The following is a 21,119-nucleotide window of genomic DNA, read 5'->3' on the forward strand; positions in this document are numbered from 1 at the left end:
GCTGCCATGTCCACTCTCCTCTTCGTCGCTGCGTTTTGTGTGGTTGCGGTGCTGGTCTATATGGCCCGCTACAGCGGTCGCCTGAACGTAACCCAGACCCGCTTGATCGATGCCCCCATCGACAGGGTGTACGCCATGGTGGCCGACTGCCGCCAGTGGGCCCACTGGAGCCCCTGGCTGGCACACAGCCCAGGCGAAACCCTGGTGCTGTCTGGGCAGCCCGATGCGGTGGGGGGCGGCTTCAGCTGGGACAGCGAGCGCGGCGGCAGTGGTCAAGTGGAACAGCGCCACCTGGCGCCCTACCGCACCGTGGAACAGCAGATGCGCCTGAAGTCGCCCTTTGCCATCCGGGCACGCAGCCTCTGGTCTTTTGCCTCGGTGGGCGCGCAGACCGAAGTGACGTGGACCCTGCGCGGGCGGGTGGCGTTCTCCATGCGCGCCTTTGCCCCCACGCTGCGCGGCGCCATGGCACTCGAATGCCGGGCCGGGCTGGACCGCATGGCCAGCCAGTTGGAGCCCGCCACCGCGGCGCGTTATGACATCACCTGCGTGGGCGTGCAAGAGGTTCCCGCTTGTCGCTACGTGTACGAGACCTACCGCGGCCCCATTGACGGGCTGCCAGAGGCACGCGAGCAGACCATCGCACGGTTGCAGGGGCAGCTGGCGCAGCACGGCATTGCACCCACCGGCCCTCCCGTGGCCGTCTATGTGCAGACGAATGTGAAGCTCCGGCGCACGGTCTGCCATATCGGCATTCCCGTCAATGCACCGGGTTTTGACCAGATGCCGGTGCGCGAAATGCCAGCGCACCAGGCGTATGCGGTGGAGCTGCAGGGCACGCACTCCGCACTGGAAGTGGCCTGGTACCGGGCCATGCAAAGCCTCTCGCTGGACAAGCTGCAACCCGACCAGCGCCTGACGCCGTTTGAGCGCTACACCCACCGCCAGCACGCCGGCGCCGGCCTGACGGGGCTGTACATCCCCCTGCAAAGGACTGCCCTATGAACCGCCTCCAACACCTGGTGATGGCTAGCCTGCTGGCCACAGCCTGCAGCGCGCAAGCGCAAATCCGCATTGGCCAGACCGTGGGAGTCACCGGTGCGGTGGCCGCCACGGTGAAGGAGTCCAACTTCGGCGCGCAGCTCTACCTGGACGCCATCAACGCCAAGGGCGGTGTGGGGGGCGAGAAGATCGAGCTCATCACGCTGGACGACAAGTTCGACCCCAAGCTGACCGCGGCCAATGCGCGCGAGCTGATTGAACAGCGCCAGGTGTTGGCGCTGTTCATGACGCGCGGCACGCCGCACACCGAAGGCATCATCCCCATCCTGGACGAACACGGCGTGCCGCTGCTGGCGCCATCTACTGGCGCCATGGTGTTGCACACGCCCTTGAAAAAACATGTGTTCAACGTGCGTGCCACCTACCAGCGCGAGGCCGAGCGGGCCATTGCCCACCTGGCCGCCGTGGGCGTGACGCGCATTGCCGTGGTGCACGTGGATGACAGCTTTGGCGCTGATGGGCTGGAGGGTGCACAGAAGGGCCTGGCCGCGGCCAAGCTCACGTCCGCCGCAGTGGCCAAGTTCGACCGCAGCAAACCCGACTTTACGCAGATTGCGCCCGCCATGGCCAAGCTGGCGCCGCAGGCCATCATGGTGATTGGCTCAGGCACCGCGGTGGTGGACGGCATCAGGGCCCTGAAAGACGCGGGCAGCGGCGCGCAGTTTGTGACCCTGTCGAACAACGCCTCCAGCGGCTTCGTCAAGCTGTTGGGGGACAACGCGCGCGGCGTGATCGTGAGCCAGGTGCTGCCGCAATCGCTGAACTACGCGCTGGTGCAAGAGGCTGCCCAACTGGCCAAGGCCCATGACATTCTCGAGGTGAGCCCCGCCATGCTGGAGGGCTTTGCATCGGCCAAGGTGCTGGTGGAGGCCCTGCGCCGCGCCGGCCCCAAGCCCACGCGCGAAAAGCTGCAGGCCGCACTCGAATCCTTGAGCAAGTTTGACCTGGGCGGGCTAACGCTGAGCTTCAGCCCCACCGATCACACCGGGTTGGACTTTGCCGACCTGTCCATCATCTCGGCATCGGGCAAGTTCCGGCGCTGAGTGAGGCTGGCGGCAACGCGCTGCTTAGCGGTAAAACGCCTCGACCTTGCCCTTGATCTTGATCAGCAGGGGCTTGCCCTTGCGGTCCACAGTTTTGCCTGCGGGCACCTTGACCCAGCCTTCGCTGATGCAGTATTCCTCCACATCCATGCGCTCCTTGTCGTTGAAGCGGATGCCAATGTCGTGCTCAAACACGGCAGCCACATGGTGCGGGCTGCGCGGGTCGATGGACAGGTGGTCGGGCAGGTCGGGGCGGAGGGTGGGTTCGGTCATAGCAAGCTTTTTCGGGAAACCGAGAATCTATACCAATTTCCACCCCCGGGGCCGCGCAAGGCGCGGTTAGCGTCAGAACTTGTAGCCAATGCCGATGGACAGCACGTTTTCCTTCAGGCTGCTGGTCGTGCCTGTGGAGAAGCTCACGTCCCTGAATTGGTTCAGGTCGTAGCCGGCTTGCCAGTACATGTTTTTGTCCAGCATCTGGCGCACGCCTACGCCGTAGCCCACGCCTTGTACATTGGCGGTGTTGGCACCGTCATCGGACGAGGCAGCACCGTAGATGGACGACAGCTTGCCGTAGAGCTGGAAGTTGTTGGCCAGGGCCACAGTGGGAATGATGTCCAGCGAGTAGCGGTTGTTGATGGTCGCCGCGGCGCCACTGGCGTAGGTACCGGCCTGGTGGTTGCCCGAGCTGTACGACGCACCCAACCCCAGCGCAAAGTTGGGGGCCAGCGACCAGTCATAGCGGGCTTGCAGACCCAGGGCGGTGCTCTGCCCCGTGTCGGACGTGCCGTCGGTGGCGTTGGACGCACCCCGGGAGAACTCGGCCGTGGTGCCGACGCTGAAGCCCGACAAATCGGTGGGGCCTGCGGCAAAGGCAGAGGAAGCCGCGATGGAGCCCAGAACGAACGTAGCCAGGAAGAGTTTTTTCATGAGAAGGTCTCAAAGTGAATGAGCCTTCATGGTGGCGAGGGGCTGTAAAGCCAGCGTGGCGGGCTGGCAAAAGTGCGTAAACGTGAGAAATCAGCTTGCAACCGTTTGTAAAGCGCCCTGCCGCGGGGATGACAGCGCCGCTGCGCGGCCGTGTTTATAGTGAAGCCATATCCACCTTCAGGCGAACACTCCCATGCGCATTTGGCAAAAACCGGCTTCTATCGAGATCCTGACCCGCATCAGCGAGAACACGGCCGTGCCCCATCTAGGCATTGAGTTTCTGGAGGTGGGCGATGATTTTTTGGTGGCGAGGGTGCCGGTAGACTCGCGTACGCACCAGCCGCTTGGCCTGCTGCACGGCGGCGTGTCGGTGGTGTTGGCGGAAACGCTGGGCTCGTGTGGTGCCAACCTCGCCGCGCCGCCGGACCATAACGCGGTAGGCCTGGACATCAACGCTAACCACCTCAAGGGCGTGAAGAGCGGCTGGGTCACTGGTGTGGCGCGGCCGGTGCACATAGGCCGCACCACCCACGTCTGGCAGATCGACATGCGCAACGACGCGGGCGAGCTGAGCTGCGTGTCGCGCATCACCATGGCAATTCTGGCGCCGCGCTAGAGACAAAACAAGGCTCTAGCCCCCGTCAACATTGCGCGAGCAGCTATCAAATACGTAGCATATCGCCTCAGTCCTGCGGGACACCAAAGCCCCCACCACCCGGTGTATGGATCTCGAACACGTCGCCCGGCGCCATCTCGGCCTGGCCAATGTGGCCCAGGTCTTCGGTCTGGCCGTCGGCACGCACCACGCGGTTCAGCCCCACCTGCCCCGGCCGGCCACCGGCCATGCCGAAGGCACCGTGAACCCGACCGTTGCTCAGGATGCTGGCCGTCATGGGCTCCAAAAACCGCACCCGGCGTACCCCACCATTACCCCCCTGCCAGCGGCCCGCACCGCCCGAGCCCGGCTGAATCTCAAAGCTCTCCAGCCGCACCGGGAAGCGGAACTCGAACACCTCGGGGTCGGTCAGGCGCGAGTTGGTCATGTGGGTCTGGACGACCGAGGTTCCATCAAAGCCCTCGCCCGCTCCGCTGCCGCCGCTGATGGTTTCGTAGTACTGGTGCTGCGCATTGCCAAAGGTGAAGTTGTTCATGGTGCACTGGCCACCGGCCAGCACGCCCAGGGCACCAAACAGTGCGTTCGTCACGCAGGTGGAAGTCTCCACATTGCCCGCCACCACCGAGGCCGGCGGGTTGGGGTTGAGCATGGAGCCCGCTGGGATGATGACGCGGATGGGCTTGAGGCAGCCCGCGTTGAGCGGAATGTCATCGTCCACCAGGGTGCGGAACACATACAGCACCGCCGCCATGCACACCGCCGTGGGCGCATTGAAGTTATTGATTTGCTGCGGGCTGGTACCGGTGAAGTCCACCTCGGCACTGCGGCTGGCCGCGTCCACACGAATTGCCACCTGGATCTGCGCGCCATTGTCCAGCGGCAGGGTGAACTGGCCGTCTTTCAGGCGCGAGATCACGCGGCGCACCGATTCTTCGGCGTTGTCCTGCACATGGCGCATATAGGCCTGCACCACCGGCAGGCTGTATTGTTCGACCATGCGGCGCAACTCCTGCACGCCCTTCTCGTTGGCGGCAATCTGGGCCCGCATATCGGCCAGGTTCTGCGCCGGATTGCGCGATGGGAATTCACCGCTTTGCAGCAGTGCCACCATTTCGGCCTCGCGCAGCACACCGCCGTCGACCAGCTTGAAATTGTTGATCTGCACGCCCTCTTCCTCGATGCGGGTGGAGAACGGGGGCATGGAGCCCGGCGTGGTGCCGCCGATGTCGGCATGGTGGCCGCGGCTACCGACGTAAAAGGCCACCTCGCCATCCAGGTACACCGGGGTGATGACCGTCACGTCGGGCAGGTGCGTGCCGCCGTGGTAGGGGTCGTTGAGCGCATACACATCGCCGGGCCGCATAGTGCCGGCGTTCTCGCGCATCACGGTCTTGATGCTCTCGCCCATTGACCCTAAGTGCACCGGCATGTGCGGTGCGTTGGCGATCAGGTTGCCATCGGCATCGAACAGCGCGCAGCTGAAGTCCAGCCGCTCCTTGATGTTGACCGAGTAGGCGGTGTTCTGCAGCTGCAGGCCCATCTGCTCGGCGATGTTCATGAACAGGTTGTTGAACACCTCCAGCAGCACCGGGTCCACCGTGGTTCCTGCTGCGAATTTGATAGCACGCTGCGCAATGCGCTCGAGGGCCAGGTGGTCAAATGCCGTCACACGGGCGGTCCAGCCGGGCTCCACCACGGTGGTGGCGTTTTTCTCGGCAATGATGGCCGGGCCGGGGATCTGGTCGCCCGGGCGCAGGTCCTCGCGCACCACCAGCAGCGCGTCGTGCCACTGGCCGCCCGAGTACATGCGCACGGTCTCGCGGCTGGGCACAGGGCGGCTTGCCTGCAGGGTGTGGCGCGGTTCGGCGGGCGCATCGCCAGCCACCACGGATTCCACCGACACGGCTTCCACCACCAGCGACTTGCCCTGCATCAAAAAGGCGAAGCGCTGGCGATAGGCTTCTTCAAAGCCCGTCTGGATCTGCGCCACCGTGCCAAAGGCCACCACCAGGGCGGTGTCGCTGCCGTCGTAGCGCACATGCACGCGGCGCTGGGTGCGGATGGCGCCAGCGCTGACCTGCTGGCGCTGCAACTCGGCCTCGGCCGCGCCAGCCAGCACTTCCAGCCGGGCGGTGATGCTGAGCAGGTTCGATTCGTCCAGCGCCAGCTCCACCGCCTGCTCGCGGATCACGTTCTGGTCCGCCAGACCCATGCCGTAGGCGCTGAGCACGCCGGCAAGCGGGTGTACAAACACCTGGGTCATGCCCAACGCGTCGGCCACCAGACATGCATGCTGGCCACCGGCGCCGCCAAAGCACTGCAGGGTGTAGCGCGTCACGTCGTAGCCGCGCGCCACCGAGATCTTCTTGATGGCGTTGGCCATCTGCTGCACGGCGATGTCAATGAAACCCTCGGCCACCTCCTCAGGCTGTCGGCCAGTCTGGTCGGCCAGCACGGCAAACTGGGCCTGCACCGCCTCCAGGCTCAAGGGCTCATTGGCATTGGGGCCAAACACCTTGGGGAAGTAACGCGGCTGCACCTTGCCCAGCATCACGTTCGCATCCGTCACAGCCAGCGTGCCGCCGCGCCGGTAGCTGGCCGGGCCGGGGTTGGCGCCCGCGCTTTGCGGGCCCACGCGGAAGCGCTCGCCGTCGAACTTCAGCAGCGAGCCGCCGCCGGCCGCCACGGTGTGGATGCTCATCATGGGCGCGCGCATGCGCACACCGGCCACCTGGGTCTCGAACTCACGCTCGAAGGCGCCGGCGTAGTGGCTCACGTCGGTGCTGGTGCCGCCCATGTCGAAGCCAATCACCTTCTCATGCCCGGCAATGGCCGCGGTGCGCGCCATGCCCACAATGCCGCCGGCCGGGCCGCTCAGGATCGCATCCTTGCCCTGGAACACATTGGCATCGGTCAGCCCGCCCGAGGACTGCATGAAGAACAGCTTCACGCCCGGCATCTCGTGCGCCACCTGCTCCACATAGCGGCGCAGGATGGGCGAGAGATAGGCGTCCACCACCGTCGTGTCACCCCGGCTCACAAACTTCATCATCGGGCTGGTTTCGTGCGAGGTGCTGATCTGCGTAAAGCCCACCTCGGCTGCCAAACGCTTGGCGGCCTGCTCGTGCGCGGTGAACCGGTAGCCGTGCATGAATACGATCGCAACACTGCGCAGCCCCCGTTGGTAGTGCGCGAGCAGCTCCTGTTTTAGTAGCGCCTCATCCAGTACCTGGACCAATTCACCCTGCGCACCCATGCGCTCTTGCGCCTCCACCACCGCGCTGTACAGCAACTCGGGCAGCACGATGTGGCGGTCGAACAGGCGTGGGCGGTTTTGGTAGGCGACGCGCAGCGCATCGCGAAAGCCGCGGGTGGTGACCAGCAGCGTGGGCTCGCCCTGGCGCTCCAGCAGCGCATTGGTGGCCACGGTGGTGCCCATCTTCACGCACTCGACCAGCGCCGGCGTGACCGGCTCGCCCGGCTGCAGGCCCAGCAGATGGCGGATGCCGGCTACCGCAGCGTCCTTGTACTGCTCGGGGTTTTCGCTGAGCAGCTTGTGGGTGGTCAGCGAGCCGTCGGGGCGCTTGGCCACGATGTCGGTAAAGGTACCGCCCCGGTCGATCCAGAATTGCCAGCGTTTGGTGTCCACGGTGGGGTTTTGGTAGTGCATAGTCGTACGGCTGTGGTTTAGTGAAAGTAATAGGGAACGAAGATGGCACTGGCCTCGTGGCCCACGGTGCGCACCCATTCCCGGGAAAAGCGTTCGCCCATGCGCTGGAGCTCGTACTCCAGCTCACTGGGCAGGCGGTCCAGCTTGATGCCGTGGCTTTGCAGGGTCTGCACGGCCTTGCGGGCCTCGGCCTCGCTGCTGGCCCAGCCGCGTTGCTCGGCCGCGGTGGCGGCTTTGAGCACCTGCACCTGCACAGCAGGGGCCAGCGCGTCAAAACTCCTGGCGTTGGCAAACACCAGGTTCTTGGGGAACCAGGCGCGGATGTCGTAGTAGTACTTGATAGGCCCCCAGACCTGGTTCTCCACGCCGGTCACCGCCGAGGTGATCATGGTGTCCACCCGGCCGTCCTGGATGGCCGGGCCTACGTCGGCCATGGGCAGGTCCACCGGGCTGGCACCCAACATCTCGGCAATGCGCACGGTGGTCTGGTTGTAGGTGCGCATGCGCAGGCCCTTGAAGTCGCCCGCGGTCTTGATGGGACGCGTGGCGTACAGGCCCTGCGGCGGCCAGGGCACGGCGTACAGAATCCGCAGGCCGCGCTGGGCCAGCTGACGCTCCAGCACCGGGCGCTGCAGCTGCCACAGGCGCATGGCGTCCTGGTACGACCCCACCACAAAGGGAATGGCATCGGCCCCGGCCAGCGGCAGGGCCTGCACCATGCCGGTCATGATGGCTTCGCCCGCCTCGACCTTGCCGTCTTCCACGGCCTGGCGGATCTCCGGCAACTTGAACAGGCTGCCGTTGGGCGACACCTCCACCCGCAATTGCTGGCGCGTGGCGGCCTCCACATCGCGGGCGAACTGCAGCAGGTTTTCGGTCTGGAAGGACTCGGTGCGGTAGCCCGACGCCAGCTTCCACACCGCGGGTGCGGAAGCCTGCGCCTGCAGCGCAGGGACGTGCGAGACCATCACTGCACAGAGTGCAGTTTTCCAAAGGTGTTTCATGGCGAACTCCGGGGGTTAAGGGGGCTGGCCCACCGGCCAGCGGCTGTGCGCGCTTACACGCTCAGCCCTGGATATCCGTGATGAACATCTTGCCCGGCGCATGGGTGATGCACAGCGGCAGACCACTGGCCTGGGCCACGGCTTGGGGCGTGACCCCGCAGGCCCAGAACACAGGCACCTCGTCGGGCAGGATGTCCACCGCATCGCCATAGTCGGGGTGCGCCAGGTCCTGGATGCCCAGCGCCTGCGGATTGCCCACATGCAGCGGCGTGCCATGGGCCAGCGGAAAGCGGCCCGACACCTCCACCACCTTGGCCACATCGCGGCTCTTGATGGGCCGCATGCTGACCACCGTGGGGCCCTGGAAGATGCCCGCCGGGGTACACGGCAGGTTGGTGCGGTACATGGCCACATTGCGCCCCTGGTCCACATGGCGCAGCGGGATGCCGGCCTGCATGACGGCCGACTCGAACGAAAAACTGCAGCCGATCAGAAAGGTCACGAAGTCGTCTTGCCACAGCGCTGCAATGTCGCTGCGTTCCTCTGCGAATACGCCATCGCGGTACACACGGTAGCCCGGCAAATCGGTGGCGATGTTGGCTCCGGGTGCACAGGCGGGTTCCTGCTGGCCCGGGGCCAGCACTTCCACCAGCGGGCAGGACTTGGGGTTGCGCTGGCAAAACAGCAAAAAGTCAAACGCCTGCGCCTGCGGCACGATCATCATGTTGGCCTGGATGAAGCCGGGCGCGCAACCCGCGGTGGGCTGCACAAAGCTGCCGCTGCGGCTCGCCTGCCGCACGTCGGACGGGGTGGTGAAGGGGGTGGTCATCAAAACTCCATTCGTCATAAGTGGGACTTCAGAGGCCGAGGTAGGCCTTCTTGACGCGCTCGTCATTCAGCAGGTCCTGGCCGGTGCCCTGCATCACGATGCGCCCGGTCTGGATCACGTAGCCGTAGTGGGCAATGCCCAGGGCCTTCTGCAGGTTTTGCTCTACCAACAGGATGGACACGCCGGTGGCGTTGACCTGCTGGATCACGTCCAGCACCTTGGTCACAAACTTGGGCGCAATGCCCCAGGACGGCTCATCCAGCATCAGCAGCTTGGGCCGCGCCATCAGGCCGCGCGCAATCGCCAGCATCTGCTGCTCGCCACCGCTCATGGTGCCGGCCAGCTGCGTGGCGCGCTCCTTGAGGATGGGGAACAGCGCCAGCATTTCCTCGGTGCTGTTTTGCACCTCGTGCTTGTCCTGGCGCGTGTAGGCGCCCAGCTCCAGGTTGCGCAACACCGTGAGCCCGGGAAACAGGCGGCGCCCCTCGGGCACCAGCGACAGGCCCAGTGGCACGCGCTGGTGGGCCGGCATGCGGTGGATGGCCTGGCCGTTGAAGCTGATGCTGCCCGCGGCCGCGGCATTCAGGCCCGCCACCGCACGCAGCGTGGTGGACTTGCCATTGCCATTGCCGCCGACCATGGCCACGATCTTGCCGGGCTCGACTTTCAGGCTGACATCGGAGATGGCCAGCACGTCGTCGTAACAGACTTTGAGGTTGGTGATTTCCAGCATCATCAGTCTCCCAGGTAGGCGGTGAGCACCGCAGGGTCGTTCGACACCTGCTGGGGCGTGCCTTCGGCGATCTTCATGCCGCGGTCCAACACCACAATCTTGTCGGCAATCGGCATGATGCCTTCGAGCACATGTTCGACGATGAGGCAGGCGATGCCGCGGTCGCGGATCTTCAGCACCACGTCCACCGCCTCGCGCACTTCGGAGGGGTTCAACCCGGCCATCACCTCGTCCATCAGCAAAATCTTGGGCTCGATGGCGAGCGCGCGGGCCACGGCCAGGCGGCGCTGTTCGCTGATGGTCATGCTGGCGGCGGGCTTGTCCGCAAAGCGCTGCAGGTTGGCAAAGGCCAGCCATTCCATGGCCGCCTTGCGCGCCTTGGCCACGTTGTGCTGCAGCAGCATGGCCGCGGCCATGACGTTCTCGCAGGCCGTCATGCTGGTGAAGGTACGAGCCACCTGGAAGGTGCGGCCCACGCCGGCACGGGCACAGGCTTCGGGCGGCAGGCCACCGATGCTGCGGCCATCCAGTGTGATGCTGCCGGCGCTGGGCACGTAATAGCCCGCCACGCAGTTGAACATGGTGGTCTTGCCCGCACCGTTGGGGCCAATCAGGCCGACCACGGTGCCCGCGTCCACACTGAACGAGACATCCTGGTTGGCGGTCAGGCCGCCAAAGCGTTTGCTGACTTGGTTGACTTGGAGCAGGCTCATGCAGCCTCCTTGCTGGCAGAGGCCGCATGTGCTGCCATCTGGCGAGATGCATCGGCGCGGGCGGCGCGGCGTTCCTTGCGCGCAGTCCACCAGCCCAGAATGCCCGTGGGGTAGAACACCGCCACACCGATGATCAGGCTGGCGTAGATGATGACGTCAGTGCCGCGACCGCTGCCGCCGAACAGGATGCGCGAGAACTCCTCGATGCTGGTGAGAATGACCGCGCCCACCACGGGGCCGAACAAGGTGCCCACGCCCCCCAGAATCGCCACCAGCGCCATCTTCACCGACAGGGCCGTGGACAGCACCGAGTTGGGATCGATGTAGAGCTCTTTCTGCGCATACAGGCTGCCACCGAGTGCGGTAAAGAAGGCACTAACCGACAAGGCCACCTGCTTGTAGCGGGCGATGTTGATGCCGATGCTGCGGGCCGCATCGGGCTCGTCCTTGATGGCGCGGAAGTAGTAGCCCAGGTAGCTGCGCTCGATCCACCAGTTGGCGGCCAGCGTGAGCAGCAGCAGGCCCAGGGCCAGCCAGTAGTAGGGCAGCTTGGTGGCAAAGTTCATCCACAGCCAGCCCTGCTTGTCCATGGGCACGTACAGGCCCACGGCGGCACCGCCGTATTCCCATTCCGTAAAGAAGATCTGCACCAGCTCGGCCACGGCAATCGTGGCCATGGCGAAGTAGTGGCCCTTGAGCCGAAAGCACGACCAGCCAAACGCCAGGCTCAACAGCACCGCCACCACACCACCGGCCAGCACACCCAGCCAGGGGTTGAGGCCGAAGTTGATCAGCAGCACGGTGGAGGTGTAGGCACCCAGCCCGTAGAACGCAGCGTGGCCCAGCGACACTTGGCCCGCGTAACCGCCCACCAGGTTCCACGACACGCCCAGCTGGGCGGCCATGAGCACCAGGATCACGGTGTTGAGGTGCGAAGCATCCACCACCGCGGGCACCACCAGCACCGCCGCAATGGCGGGCAGAAGAAAGAGAAGAGGTTTCATGTGTTTCATGCCTTGCCCATAAGGCCCTGCGGGCGGAACATCAGTACACCCAGGAACAGCACCAGCACGATGGCGGTCTTGTACTGCGGTCCGAGCAGCAAGCCGCCCATGACCTCGATCACGCCCACCAGAATGCCCGCCCAGAAGGCCCCCGTGACACTGCCAAAGCCGCCCAGGTTCACCACCACAAAGGCCAGCAGAATGAAGCTGGCCCCCACGTCGGGAAAGATGGGGAAGAAGGTCGCCAGCAAGCCACCTGCGGCACCGGCACAGGCTGCGCCAATGCCCCAGGCCAGCGAGAACATCTTGTGCGAGTCAATGCCCATGAGGCGTGCGGCTTCCTTGTCAGAGGCGGTGGCTTCCAGTGCAGCGCCCAGGCGGGTGCGGTTCAAAAAGAAATAGACCAGCCCCGTGACCACGATGGCGCCCAGACCGGCCACAAGCTGCGGTGTACCGAGCTGAATGCCCACCAACTTGACCGAGCCGCTGACCGACGAGTTTTCAATGGAGCGAAAATCCGGCTTCCAGAGAAACTGGGCCACGCCACGCAACAAGATCATGATGCCGAAGGTGGTGAAGATCTGCGACAGCATGGGCGCATTGACGATGCGCACGATCACCAGCTTGTAGAGCAACACCCCAAAGGCAAACAGCATGAGCACCGTCAAGGGCAGCGTGAGCAGGGGGTCCAGCGCATAGAGCGAGAACATCCAGAAGGCCGAGTACATGCCCAGCATAAGGAACTCGCCGTGCGCAAAGTTCACGATGTCCATGACGCCAAAGATCATGGTCAGACCGATCGCCACCAGGGCGTAGATCAGCCCAATCAGGATGCCCGAGGCCAGCGTCTGCAACAGAATGTCCGTGGTCATTTTTCTCTTTCAAATCAGGGCGAAGGCCTGGGACGCCAGTTGCACGCTTACTTGCGCTGGTCCCACTTGGGCATGGGCCATACCACCTCGCGCGATGCCAGGTTGAACGGCCATACCGTGTGGTACTTGCCATCGATGATCTGCGTCAGGATGCCCTGGCCCAGGGTGTTCTGGCCGGTGGCATCGAACTTCACCCCCTTCCAGGGCATGATGAGTTTGTTGCCCGGCATGTCGGTAGCGACCAGGGCCTGGCGGATCGCTTCAGGCTCGGTGGAACCGGCACGGTTGATCGCATCGGCCATCACCATCAGCCCGGTGAAGGTGCGTGAGGAGTTGCCGGTGAAGTTGATCTTGTAGCGGCTGTTGAACAGGTCGTTCACCTGCTTGATGAGCGGGTTGCGCGAGGCGAGGTCCAGCGCCCAGACTTCACGGGTGATGACGTAGTCCGCGTCCTTGCCCAGGGTCTTGACGAAATCAGTGTCGGTGAAGCCCGCGTTGTTGGCCAGAATCATGTCGGGCAGGAAGCCCAGTTCCTTGTAGGTCTTGATCGAGAGGATGGCGTCGGCCGTGTAAGACGACTGCAGCACCAGGTTGGGGTTGGCGGCCTTCAGGGTTTGCACCTCAGAGGTCAGCTGCGTGGTCTTGGCCGGGTACATCACCTGCTTGGCGATGTTGAGCTTGTATTCCGGTGCCAGCTTGGTTTGCAGCTTGGTGGTTTCGGTGCCCCACAGGCCGTTCTCGTTGAGCGAGGCCACCACAGCGGGCTTGATGCCCTTCTTGGCTTCCAGCTCCTTCAGGAACTCAAAGGCGTTGTGCACAAACAGGTCGTCATGCGGCGTGGTGCGGAAAAACCACTTGAAGTTGCGCTGCGTCAACGATGCGGACGAGGACTCAGGGTTCAGAAAGGGCACACCAGCGCGCTCGGCAATCTGGCTGGCCGTGGCGGTTACGGCGCTGTTGTAGGCACCGACCAGGGCCACCACTTTTTCCTGGGTGATCAGGCGCTCGGCTTCCGATGCGCCAGTCTGCGGGTTGGCCTGGTGGTCGGCAAACACCAGCTTGATCTTGGCACCCTTCAAGTTCGGCAAGCCTTTGCCAGCCGACAGCGGCAGCTCGGGCACGCCGGGTGCGCCGTTGTTGATGATGTCAGCGGCCAGCTCCAGCGCGCTGCGCAGCTCGGCACCGACGGCCGCGCCGGGCCCAGTCAGCGGGTACAGCACCCCGATCTTGACCTCTTGCTGCGCCTGCGCGCCCATGCTGATGCCTGCGCCCAGCAACACTGCCGCCAAGCGGACTTTCATGGATCGTTTCATTCCAACACTCCTGGTAAAACATGACGATGAGATGACATGGGGCGGAGTGTGGCGGGTGCTCGCCACTGCATCAAACGAAAAATTTTTCGCTTAAGCCATCGAATTTTTCGATGTTAAGCGTTAACCCTTATGCACCATTTTTGTTTGTTTTGGCCACGCCCCTGCTGCCCTTTTTGGTGCCTGACGACCCCAGCGGTTTGCCGCCGGCGAAGACTACGGCCGACTTCACGAGCAGCTCCACGGTCGAAATTGTGGGGTCGGTGCGGTAACTCAAATAGATGGGCAAGGCCTTGAGTGGCGTGTCGCACGAGAGCACCTTGAGCTTGGCATACCCCGCCAGCCGTTGCACCGCAATACGCGGTAACAAGGCCACACCAAAGCCCCCCTGCACTAGCTGGACCATGGCTGAGATGGAGGAGATGGCGTGCACCTTTTTGGGTTCCAACCGGTGCTGACGGAACAGGTCCTGCAGCGTGACATGGGGTTGCGAGCCCTTTTGGAAGGTCAATAACTCCATGTCGGCCAGCTCTTCGAGGCGGTAATTTTTCTTTTTATGCAGCGCCGGGTTGCCCACAAACACCATTTCCATGGGCGGCAGCGTGTGATTTCGGACGCCATCGTCCGATGCGGGCAGTGCAGCAAACACCATGTCCAGAGCCCCGCGCTGGATCTGGTCGGTCAGGATGGGCGTGGTTTCCACGGTCAGTTCCAGCTCCAGGCCCGGGTGATCCGCCCGCATCTTCTCCAGCCAGGGAATCAGCCAGGAGTGCAGCACCGATTCAATGGCCCCAATCCGCAGGGCCACTGCCGTCACGGTGCCCGCGCCCATCTCAGCCTTGGCGTCACGCTGCAGGGCCAGCAATTTTTCGGAGAACACCAGGAACCGGGTGCCGGCGGCCGTCAACCGAAACTGTTTGCCGCTACGGTCCAGCAGCAGCACGCCCAATTCATCCTCCAGTGTGGCAATCCGGCTGGACATGGCCGATTGGGTCAGGAACAGCTTTTCCGCCGCCAGGGTGATGCTCTTGAGCGCAGCGACCCAGTAAAAGGCTTCTACAAAACGCAGGTTCATGGGGTTCGCAGGGTTGGTTATGCACGTGCAGCTCGCCAATATAGTGGCAAGCGCCGTGAACCCCAGCGCGGCTAAGCGCCGTCGGGACTGCGTCGTGGCGCTTGCAAGGCCTGGGCCAGCTGCGCCGGATTCGGCAGGCCTTCGCTATCGCCCACAAACTGCACCACACGCGCACCAATGGCGTTGCCGCGCAGCGCCGCGTCGGCCAGGCTCTGGCCGTCCAGCAGCGCACTCAGTACACCCACTGCGAAACCGTCACCAGCGCCCACCGTGTCCACCACACGTGGCACCTGAAAACCCGGCACCGTGGCGCGCCCTGCGGCATCGGCCACATATGCGCCGTGCGGGCCCAGCTTGATGACGACTTGCTTGACACCCCGGTCCAGGTACCAGCTGGCAATGTCTGGCGGCGTGGTCTGTCCGGTCAGCAGCTGTCCTTCGGACAAACCCGGCATCACCAGATCGGCCTGGGCGGCCCAGGCATTGAGGCCCGACACCATCGCGGTTTGCGAGGACCACAGACGTGGCCGCAAATTCGGGTCAAACGACACGGCCGTGCCCGCAGCACGTGCCTGCTGCACCAGGGCCTGTACCAGCGCACGCACGCTGTCGGACAGCGCCACACTAATACCGGTGAGGTGCAGCCAGCGCACGCCCTGCAGTCCCTCGGACGGCGCATCTTCCAGCCCCAGGTGGCTGGCCGCCGAGCCTTTGCGGAAGTAGGCAATCTGCGGGTCCTGCCCCTCGGGCTCGCACGACTTGAGCATGAGGCCCGTGGGGTGCTGGGCGTCCACCTTCACATGGCGACGGTCTATGCCTTCGCGGTCCAGCGTGGCCAGCAGGTAGTCGCCCAACGGGTCTTGCCCCATGCGGCTGATGTAGCCCACGCGCCAGCCCAGGCGGGCCAGGCCCGTGGCCACGTTCAGCTCGGCGCCCGCACTGGTGCGGCTGAAGTGTTCCACGGCCGCCAGCGGGCCCGGCGTTTGCGCCACCAGCAAGGCCATGGCCTCGCCCACGGTCACTACATGGGGCGCACTCACATCACGGCCCCGAGTTGCCAGGGCACAAACTCGTTGTCGCCCAGGCCGTTGTTCTCGCTGCAGGTAGGCTGGCCAGAGGCTGTGGCCAGCATGAGCGCGAACAACTGTTGCCCGGCCTGCGCAATGGTTTGCGTGCCCTCGACCACGGTGCCGGCATCAAAGTCCATGTCCAGCCGCATGCGCTCAAACAGCGCGGTGTGCGTGGCCAGCTTGAGCGAGGGCGTGGGTTTGCAGCCGTAGGTCGAGCCACGCCCGGTGGTGAAGCAAATAAGGTTGGCGCCGCCCGCCACCTGGCCGGTGGCCGACACCGGGTCGTAGCCTGGTGTGTCCATGAACACCAGGCCCTGCGCCCGCACGGGCTGGGCGTATTCGTACACCGCCATGAGCCCGGTGCTGCCCGCCTTGGCCACAGCACCCAACGATTTTTCGAGAATGGTGGTGATGCCCCCAGCCTTGTTGCCGGGGGACGGGTTGTTGTTCATGTCTGCGCCATGGGTTTGCGTGTAGCCCTCCCACCACTGTAGCCGCGCCATGAGCTGGTCGGCCACCGCCTGCGAGGCCGCACGCGCGATCAGCAGGTGTTCCGCGCCATAGATCTCCGGCGTTTCCGACAGGATGGCTGTGCCGCCCTGGCGCACCAGCAGGTCCACCGCCGCGCCCAGCACCGGGTTGGCACTGATACCCGAATAGCCATCTGACCCGCCACACTGCAGACCCACGGTCAGGTGCCGGGCGCTGACCGGCACGCGCGAGGCGCGGTTGGCAATAGGCAGCATCTGTTCCAGCGCGGCAATGCCAGCCGCTATGGCTTCGCGCGTGCCGCCCGCATCTTGGATCTTCAGCGTGGCAAACAGTCCCGGTGCGCGCTCAGGCAGGCCCTGCACCAGACCGGCTACCTGGTTCACCTCGCAGCCCAGCCCCATGACCAGCACGCCAGCAAAGTTGGGTTGGTCCGCATAGCCACGCAGCGTGCGGCGCAGCACGTCCATGCTCTCACCACTACCAGCCATGCCGCAGCCCTGGCCGTGGGTAATAGCCACCACACCATCCACATTCGGAAACGCGCGCAGCACCTCGGGCGTGAAATGCTGGGCGATGCGCTGGCACACCGTGGCCGAGCAGTTCACGCTGGACACCACGCCCAGGTAGTTGCGCGTGGCCACGCGCCCATCGGCCCGCACGATGCCCTGGAAGGTGACCGGCTCGCCGCTGGGCACCACAGGGGTGTAGGCACTGCCCGCACCATGCTCGGCCTGCGAGGCCACCATGGCCACGTTGTGCATGTGGACGTGCTCGCCCGCGGCGATGTCGCGCGTGGCGAGGCCAATGGTCTGGCCGTACTTCAGCACACGCTCGCCCGCGGCTATGGACCGCAGCGCCAGCTTGTGGCCAGCCGCAATGGCATCGCGTGCCACCACCGCGCCATCTCCCACGTCCACACGCTGTCCGGCCGCCAGCGGGCTGCGGGCCACGCCTACGTTGTCAAGGTCACTCAACTGGATCAGCAAGGGGATGGAGGGGGGCATGGAAGGCCTCAAGTGGCATAAATTGGTAAGGCCAGTGTAGCAAAATCAGTATTGGCCTTACCCGTTAGGGCTATGAATGTGTAGGAAGCCTGACCGTCGCGTAAACTGCGGGCACGCGGAGGACTCATGCTGGACCAACTCAAACAGGTTGACAACCGTCGGCTGTACCAACAAATTGCCGACCAGATACGCGCCTTCATTGACAAGGGCAACTACGCCCCCGGCGCACGCCTCCCCCCCGAGCGTGACCTGGCCCAGCAGCTGGGTGTCTCGCGGCCCTCGGTGCGCGAAGCCTTGATTGCGCTGGAGATTGAGGGCAGCGTGGAAGTGCGCATGGGCGCCGGCGTGTACGTGTGTAGCGTGGCCCAACGCAAACCCCAAACCCTGGCCACCATGGGCGAAAGCCCGATCGAACTCATGCAGGCCCGCGCCGCCATCGAAGGTACCGTTGTGTTGCAGGCCTGCGCCAAAGCGACCCCTGAAGCACTGCAGGCCCTGCGCCAAATCCTGGACAACATGCTGGCCGCCATGGCGCAGAACCGCTCACCCCTGGTGTTTGACCGCCAGTTTCACCAGACCATCGCCGCCATGACCGGCAACGCGGTGCTGGAGCGGCTGGTGGGCGAGCTGTTTGACGAGCGCCACAGCCCCATTGCTGCGCGCCTGAGTGCGCACTCTGAATCCGGCCAGACCTGGGCCACCGCGCTCCAGGAGCACGAAGCCATCCTGCGCGCCCTGGAGAACCGCGATGTACTGGCTGCGCAAACCGCCATTCGCATGCATCTGCAAGCCTCAGAGCAGCGCTGGGTAGAGAACACCCGCCGCGAATGGTCCTGAGCTACTAAACACACAGCCACACCCCAAAGTGGTCAGGCCTGCGCCCTAGCGCAGGCTTTTTTTACGCCCATTTGCCCTTCTTTTGAGCTAAAACCACGGGTAAATACTAGTATTCACACCCATTGTGGTAAGGCCAAATACGCTCCGTCGCGTCAGGTGGCCTTACCAATTTGCAAGGGTCAAACACCTCCTGTCTCGCCGTCTTCGACTGCCCCCACAGGAGTTTGCATTGCTGCCATCCGTGTCCGCCCCCGTCCATCCCGACGCGCCCAGCCCCGCTGCCGCTGCCACCGTGTTGCTGCGCCTGGAGGGCATCACGAAGCGCTTCCCCGGAGTGCTGGCACTGGACGGTGTGAGCTTTGAGGTACGACGCGGCGAGGTGCATGCCGTGTGCGGCGAAAACGGTGCGGGCAAGTCCACGCTGATGAAGGTCATCAGTGGCCAATACCAGCCCGACGCAGGGGCCTTGCACTACCGCGGTGAGATTTGCCAGTTCCAGTCCACCGCCGAATCCGAAGCTGTGGGCATTGCCATCATCCACCAGGAGCTGAACCTGGTGCCCCACCTCTCAGTGGCTGAAAACATCTTCTTGGCACGCGAACCCCGTAAGGGCTGGCTCATCGACCGCGCTGCCTTGCGCCGCAATGCCCAGCAATGCCTGGACCGGCTGGGGCTGGACATTGCGCCGGACGCACTGGTCAAAACCCTGTCGGTGGCCCAGCAGCAGATGGTGGAGATCGCCAAGGCCCTGTCACTCAACGCCCAGGTTCTCATCATGGATGAGCCGACCTCCTCCCTCACAGAGTCGGAGACCGAAAAGCTGTTCGCCATCATCCACGAGCTCAAACGTGCGGGCGTGGGCATTGTCTACATCTCCCACCGGCTGGACGAACTGGCACTCATCGTAGACCGCGTCACGGTCTTGCGCGACGGGCGCTATGTGTCCACCGAACACCTAGCCGACACCAGTGTGGAACAAATCGTGGCCAAGATGGTGGGGCGTTCGCTGGACGATGTATTCCCCAAAAGGACATCTGTGCCCACCGCAGAGGTGCTCTTGCGCGTGCAGGGCCTGACGCGCCAAGGCGTGTTTCACGACGTGAACTTTGAGCTGCGACGTGGCGAGATTCTGGGCTTTGCGGGACTCATGGGCGCGGGTCGCACGGAAGTAGCCCGCGCCATATTCGGTGCAGATCCCATTGACGCCGGCCAGGTGTTTCTTGGCGAAGAGATGCTCGCGATCCGCTCGCCGCGCGACGCGGTGCGGCACGGTTTGGCTTACCTGTCCGAAGACCGCAAGCACGACGGACTGGCATTGAAGATGACGGTGGCACAGAACATCACGCTGGCCCACATGGACGCCGTGTCCAATCGCGCGGGCATGATTCAGTTTGCCAAAGAGCAGGATGCCGCACGCCACTACATCGGCGCACTCGACATCCGCACGCCCAGCAGCAGCCAGATCGTGCGCCTGCTATCGGGCGGCAATCAGCAGAAGTTGGTCATCAGCAAATGGCTGTTCCGCGAATCGCGCGTGCTGTTCTTCGACGAGCCGACACGCGGCATTGACGTGGGCGCCAAGTACGCGATCTACCAGCTGCTGGACCAGCTCGCAGGCCAGGGCATTGGCGTCGTGATGATCAGCTCTGAACTGCCCGAAATCATGGGCATGACCGACCGTGTCGCGGTCTTCCATGAAGGCCGGCTGGTCACCATCCGCCCCACCCGCGAAACCACCCAGGAGGAAGTCATGCACTACGCCTCCGGCCGCAGCGTGCCCTCTGCCAGCTGAGCCCACCAAGCCCACTTTTCCCCGAACCACACCATGACCGAACAACAAAAAGACCTGTTTCAAAAATTTGCAGCGTTGGCCAGCCTGCTGGGGCTTGTCGCCATCTTCTCTGTCACCAGCAATGCCTTCTTCAGCGTGGGCAATGGCATGACGGTGGCGCTCCAGGTCACCTCCATTGCCTACCTCGGCATCGCGGCGACCTGCGTGATCATCACTGGCGGCATTGACCTCTCGGTCGGTGCCATCCTGGCGCTGGCCGGCGTGGTGGCCGCCATGCTGGTGAAGGCGGGAGCGCCCGTGCCGCTGGGCATGCTCGCTGGCCTCTTGGTCGGCGGCCTGTGCGGACTCATCAACGGCCTGTGTGTGACCGTTCTCAAGCTGCCCCCCTTCATTGCCACGCTGGGCATGATGTTGGTGGCACGTGGCGTAGCCTTGCAAATCACCGATGCCCGCGCCATTGGCGGGCTGGGCGACAGCTTTGCGGAACTGGGCAACGGCGCTTTGTGGCGCATCGTCAATATCGGTGCAGACGGCTTCCCCGATGTGGTCTTTGTCGGCATTCCCTACCCCGTGGTGCTCATGGTGGTGCTGGCGCTGGCCGCCTCCATCCTGCTCAACCGCGCCACGCTGGGGCGCCACCTGTACGCCATCGGCTCCAACCTCGAAGCCGCCCGGCTCTCGGGCGTGAACGTCAATGGCGTGACGCTGTTTGCCTATGTCCTGTCCGGCCTGCTGGCCGGCCTGACCGGCTGCGTGCTGATGTCACGTCTGGTCACCGCCCAGCCCAGCGAGGGCCTGATGTACGAACTCGATGCCATCGCCGCCGCGGTGATAGGTGGCACCTCGCTCACCGGCGGCGTGGGTACGGTCTCGGGCACCGTCATTGGCGCATTCGTGATCGGCATCCTGCGCAATGGTTTGAACATGAGCGGCGTGTCCGCCTTCACCCAACAAATTCTGATTGGCGTCGTCATTCTGCTGGCCGTATGGATCGACCAGATGCGCCATCGCAAGTGATCCCTACCGGCAGGGCTTACCGGGACTTCGAGAGACAACCTCCACA

At 64.3% G+C, this 21,119-nt stretch carries 19 protein-coding genes; 6 read left to right on the forward strand and 13 right to left on the reverse strand.

Annotated features, from left to right (window positions below; translation table 11 throughout):
• The first annotated feature begins 6 nt into the window (after window positions 1-6).
• Window positions 7-1,005 (forward strand): SRPBCC family protein, encoded by a 999-nt coding sequence (locus J2X15_RS13695; protein WP_310343771.1) that lies wholly within the window; start codon window positions 7-9, stop codon window positions 1,003-1,005.
• Complete coding sequence (locus J2X15_RS13700; protein WP_310343773.1) at window positions 1,002-2,105, forward strand: ABC transporter substrate-binding protein; 1,104 nt, start codon at window positions 1,002-1,004, stop codon at window positions 2,103-2,105. The genes J2X15_RS13695 and J2X15_RS13700 overlap by 4 nt, the downstream gene beginning before the upstream one ends.
• Window positions 2,106-2,129: 24 nt before the next feature.
• Here the strand turns inward: J2X15_RS13700 and J2X15_RS13705 are convergent, their stop codons facing one another.
• Complete coding sequence (locus J2X15_RS13705; protein WP_310343775.1) at window positions 2,130-2,378, reverse strand: DUF3297 family protein; 249 nt, start codon at window positions 2,376-2,378, stop codon at window positions 2,130-2,132.
• A gap of 72 nt (window positions 2,379-2,450) precedes the next feature.
• Window positions 2,451-3,035, reverse strand: coding sequence for an outer membrane protein (locus J2X15_RS13710; protein WP_310343777.1), 585 nt, complete (start codon window positions 3,033-3,035; stop codon window positions 2,451-2,453).
• 193 nt (window positions 3,036-3,228) lie between these two features.
• Here J2X15_RS13710 and J2X15_RS13715 point away from each other — a divergent pair, with 193 nt between their 5' ends.
• On the forward strand, window positions 3,229-3,651 hold the full coding sequence (locus J2X15_RS13715) for a hotdog fold thioesterase (protein WP_310343778.1): 423 nt from the start codon (window positions 3,229-3,231) through the stop codon (window positions 3,649-3,651).
• Between the two features lie 67 nt (window positions 3,652-3,718).
• Here J2X15_RS13715 and J2X15_RS13720 read toward each other — a convergent pair whose 3' ends face one another.
• From J2X15_RS13720 to J2X15_RS13770, 11 genes are all read right to left on the reverse strand, one after another.
• A complete protein-coding gene (locus J2X15_RS13720; protein ID WP_310343780.1) occupies window positions 3,719-7,321 on the reverse strand; it encodes a hydantoinase B/oxoprolinase family protein in 3,603 nt (1,200 codons plus the stop codon).
• 17 nt (window positions 7,322-7,338) lie between these two features.
• A complete protein-coding gene (locus tag J2X15_RS13725) occupies window positions 7,339-8,325 on the reverse strand; it encodes a TRAP transporter substrate-binding protein (RefSeq protein WP_310343781.1) in 987 nt (328 codons plus the stop codon).
• Between the two features lie 61 nt (window positions 8,326-8,386).
• Window positions 8,387-9,154, reverse strand: a complete 768-nt coding sequence (locus J2X15_RS13730) for a putative hydro-lyase (RefSeq protein WP_310343782.1) — start codon at window positions 9,152-9,154, stop codon at window positions 8,387-8,389.
• Window positions 9,155-9,182: 28 nt separating this feature from the next.
• Window positions 9,183-9,887, reverse strand: coding sequence for an ABC transporter ATP-binding protein (locus J2X15_RS13735; RefSeq protein WP_310343784.1), 705 nt, complete (start codon window positions 9,885-9,887; stop codon window positions 9,183-9,185).
• A 2-nt stretch (window positions 9,888-9,889) separates the two neighbouring features.
• Window positions 9,890-10,600, reverse strand: a complete 711-nt coding sequence (locus tag J2X15_RS13740; protein WP_310343785.1) for an ABC transporter ATP-binding protein — start codon at window positions 10,598-10,600, stop codon at window positions 9,890-9,892.
• Window positions 10,597-11,604 (reverse strand): branched-chain amino acid ABC transporter permease, encoded by a 1,008-nt coding sequence (locus J2X15_RS13745; protein WP_310343787.1) that lies wholly within the window; start codon window positions 11,602-11,604, stop codon window positions 10,597-10,599. Before J2X15_RS13745 ends, J2X15_RS13740 begins: the two co-directional genes overlap by 4 nt.
• 5 nt (window positions 11,605-11,609) lie before the next feature.
• Entirely contained in the window at window positions 11,610-12,476 is an 867-nt protein-coding gene (locus J2X15_RS13750) for a branched-chain amino acid ABC transporter permease (RefSeq protein WP_310343788.1), read from the reverse strand.
• Window positions 12,477-12,523: 47 nt separating this feature from the next.
• Window positions 12,524-13,789, reverse strand: coding sequence for an ABC transporter substrate-binding protein (locus tag J2X15_RS13755; protein ID WP_310343790.1), 1,266 nt, complete (start codon window positions 13,787-13,789; stop codon window positions 12,524-12,526).
• Between the two features lie 127 nt (window positions 13,790-13,916).
• Window positions 13,917-14,861, reverse strand: coding sequence for a LysR family transcriptional regulator (locus J2X15_RS13760; RefSeq protein WP_310343792.1), 945 nt, complete (start codon window positions 14,859-14,861; stop codon window positions 13,917-13,919).
• Between the two features lie 71 nt (window positions 14,862-14,932).
• A complete protein-coding gene (locus J2X15_RS13765) occupies window positions 14,933-15,901 on the reverse strand; it encodes a sugar kinase (RefSeq protein WP_310343795.1) in 969 nt (322 codons plus the stop codon).
• Window positions 15,898-17,427, reverse strand: coding sequence for a UxaA family hydrolase (locus J2X15_RS13770; protein ID WP_310343796.1), 1,530 nt, complete (start codon window positions 17,425-17,427; stop codon window positions 15,898-15,900). The genes J2X15_RS13765 and J2X15_RS13770 overlap by 4 nt, the downstream gene beginning before the upstream one ends.
• A gap of 126 nt (window positions 17,428-17,553) precedes the next feature.
• Between J2X15_RS13770 and J2X15_RS13775 the strand changes: the two genes are divergently transcribed.
• The 3 genes from J2X15_RS13775 to J2X15_RS13785 all read left to right on the forward strand — a co-directional run bounded on the left by J2X15_RS13775 (window position 17,554) and on the right by J2X15_RS13785 (window position 21,073).
• On the forward strand, window positions 17,554-18,264 hold the full coding sequence (locus J2X15_RS13775) for a FadR/GntR family transcriptional regulator (RefSeq protein WP_310343798.1): 711 nt from the start codon (window positions 17,554-17,556) through the stop codon (window positions 18,262-18,264).
• A gap of 241 nt (window positions 18,265-18,505) precedes the next feature.
• A complete protein-coding gene (locus tag J2X15_RS13780) occupies window positions 18,506-20,056 on the forward strand; it encodes a sugar ABC transporter ATP-binding protein (protein WP_310343800.1) in 1,551 nt (516 codons plus the stop codon).
• Window positions 20,057-20,089: 33 nt separating this feature from the next.
• Window positions 20,090-21,073 carry an ABC transporter permease gene (locus J2X15_RS13785; RefSeq protein ID WP_310343802.1) on the forward strand — a complete coding sequence of 328 codons (984 nt, stop codon included), beginning with the start codon at window positions 20,090-20,092 and terminating at the stop codon, window positions 21,071-21,073.
• The last annotated feature ends 46 nt before the right edge of the window (window positions 21,074-21,119 follow it).

It is taken from the genome of Rhodoferax saidenbachensis (assembly GCF_031457975.1).
GTDB lineage: Bacteria > Pseudomonadota > Gammaproteobacteria > Burkholderiales > Burkholderiaceae_C > Allorhodoferax > Allorhodoferax saidenbachensis_A.

What these genes read in the sequence shown, in the direction of transcription:
- J2X15_RS13710 (WP_310343777.1), bottom strand. Translation starts at nt 3,035, where the DNA reads ATGAAAAAACTCTTCCTGGCTACGTTCGTTCTGGGCTCCATCGCGGCT.
- J2X15_RS13725 (WP_310343781.1), bottom strand. Translation starts at nt 8,325, where the DNA reads ATGAAACACCTTTGGAAAACTGCACTCTGTGCAGTGATGGTCTCGCAC.
- J2X15_RS13740 (WP_310343785.1), bottom strand. Translation starts at nt 10,600, where the DNA reads ATGAGCCTGCTCCAAGTCAACCAAGTCAGCAAACGCTTTGGCGGCCTG.
- J2X15_RS13730 (WP_310343782.1), bottom strand. Translation starts at nt 9,154, where the DNA reads ATGACCACCCCCTTCACCACCCCGTCCGACGTGCGGCAGGCGAGCCGC.
- J2X15_RS13755 (WP_310343790.1), bottom strand. Translation starts at nt 13,789, where the DNA reads ATGAAACGATCCATGAAAGTCCGCTTGGCGGCAGTGTTGCTGGGCGCA.
- J2X15_RS13750 (WP_310343788.1), bottom strand. Translation starts at nt 12,476, where the DNA reads ATGACCACGGACATTCTGTTGCAGACGCTGGCCTCGGGCATCCTGATT.
- J2X15_RS13735 (WP_310343784.1), bottom strand. Translation starts at nt 9,887, where the DNA reads ATGCTGGAAATCACCAACCTCAAAGTCTGTTACGACGACGTGCTGGCC.
- J2X15_RS13705 (WP_310343775.1), bottom strand. Translation starts at nt 2,378, where the DNA reads ATGACCGAACCCACCCTCCGCCCCGACCTGCCCGACCACCTGTCCATC.
- J2X15_RS13700 (WP_310343773.1), top strand. Translation starts at nt 1,002, where the DNA reads ATGAACCGCCTCCAACACCTGGTGATGGCTAGCCTGCTGGCCACAGCC.
- J2X15_RS13775 (WP_310343798.1), top strand. Translation starts at nt 17,554, where the DNA reads ATGCTGGACCAACTCAAACAGGTTGACAACCGTCGGCTGTACCAACAA.
- J2X15_RS13760 (WP_310343792.1), bottom strand. Translation starts at nt 14,861, where the DNA reads ATGAACCTGCGTTTTGTAGAAGCCTTTTACTGGGTCGCTGCGCTCAAG.
- J2X15_RS13695 (WP_310343771.1), top strand. Translation starts at nt 7, where the DNA reads ATGTCCACTCTCCTCTTCGTCGCTGCGTTTTGTGTGGTTGCGGTGCTG.
- J2X15_RS13745 (WP_310343787.1), bottom strand. Translation starts at nt 11,604, where the DNA reads ATGAAACCTCTTCTCTTTCTTCTGCCCGCCATTGCGGCGGTGCTGGTG.
- J2X15_RS13770 (WP_310343796.1), bottom strand. Translation starts at nt 17,427, where the DNA reads ATGCCCCCCTCCATCCCCTTGCTGATCCAGTTGAGTGACCTTGACAAC.
- J2X15_RS13785 (WP_310343802.1), top strand. Translation starts at nt 20,090, where the DNA reads ATGACCGAACAACAAAAAGACCTGTTTCAAAAATTTGCAGCGTTGGCC.
- J2X15_RS13720 (WP_310343780.1), bottom strand. Translation starts at nt 7,321, where the DNA reads ATGCACTACCAAAACCCCACCGTGGACACCAAACGCTGGCAATTCTGG.
- J2X15_RS13715 (WP_310343778.1), top strand. Translation starts at nt 3,229, where the DNA reads ATGCGCATTTGGCAAAAACCGGCTTCTATCGAGATCCTGACCCGCATC.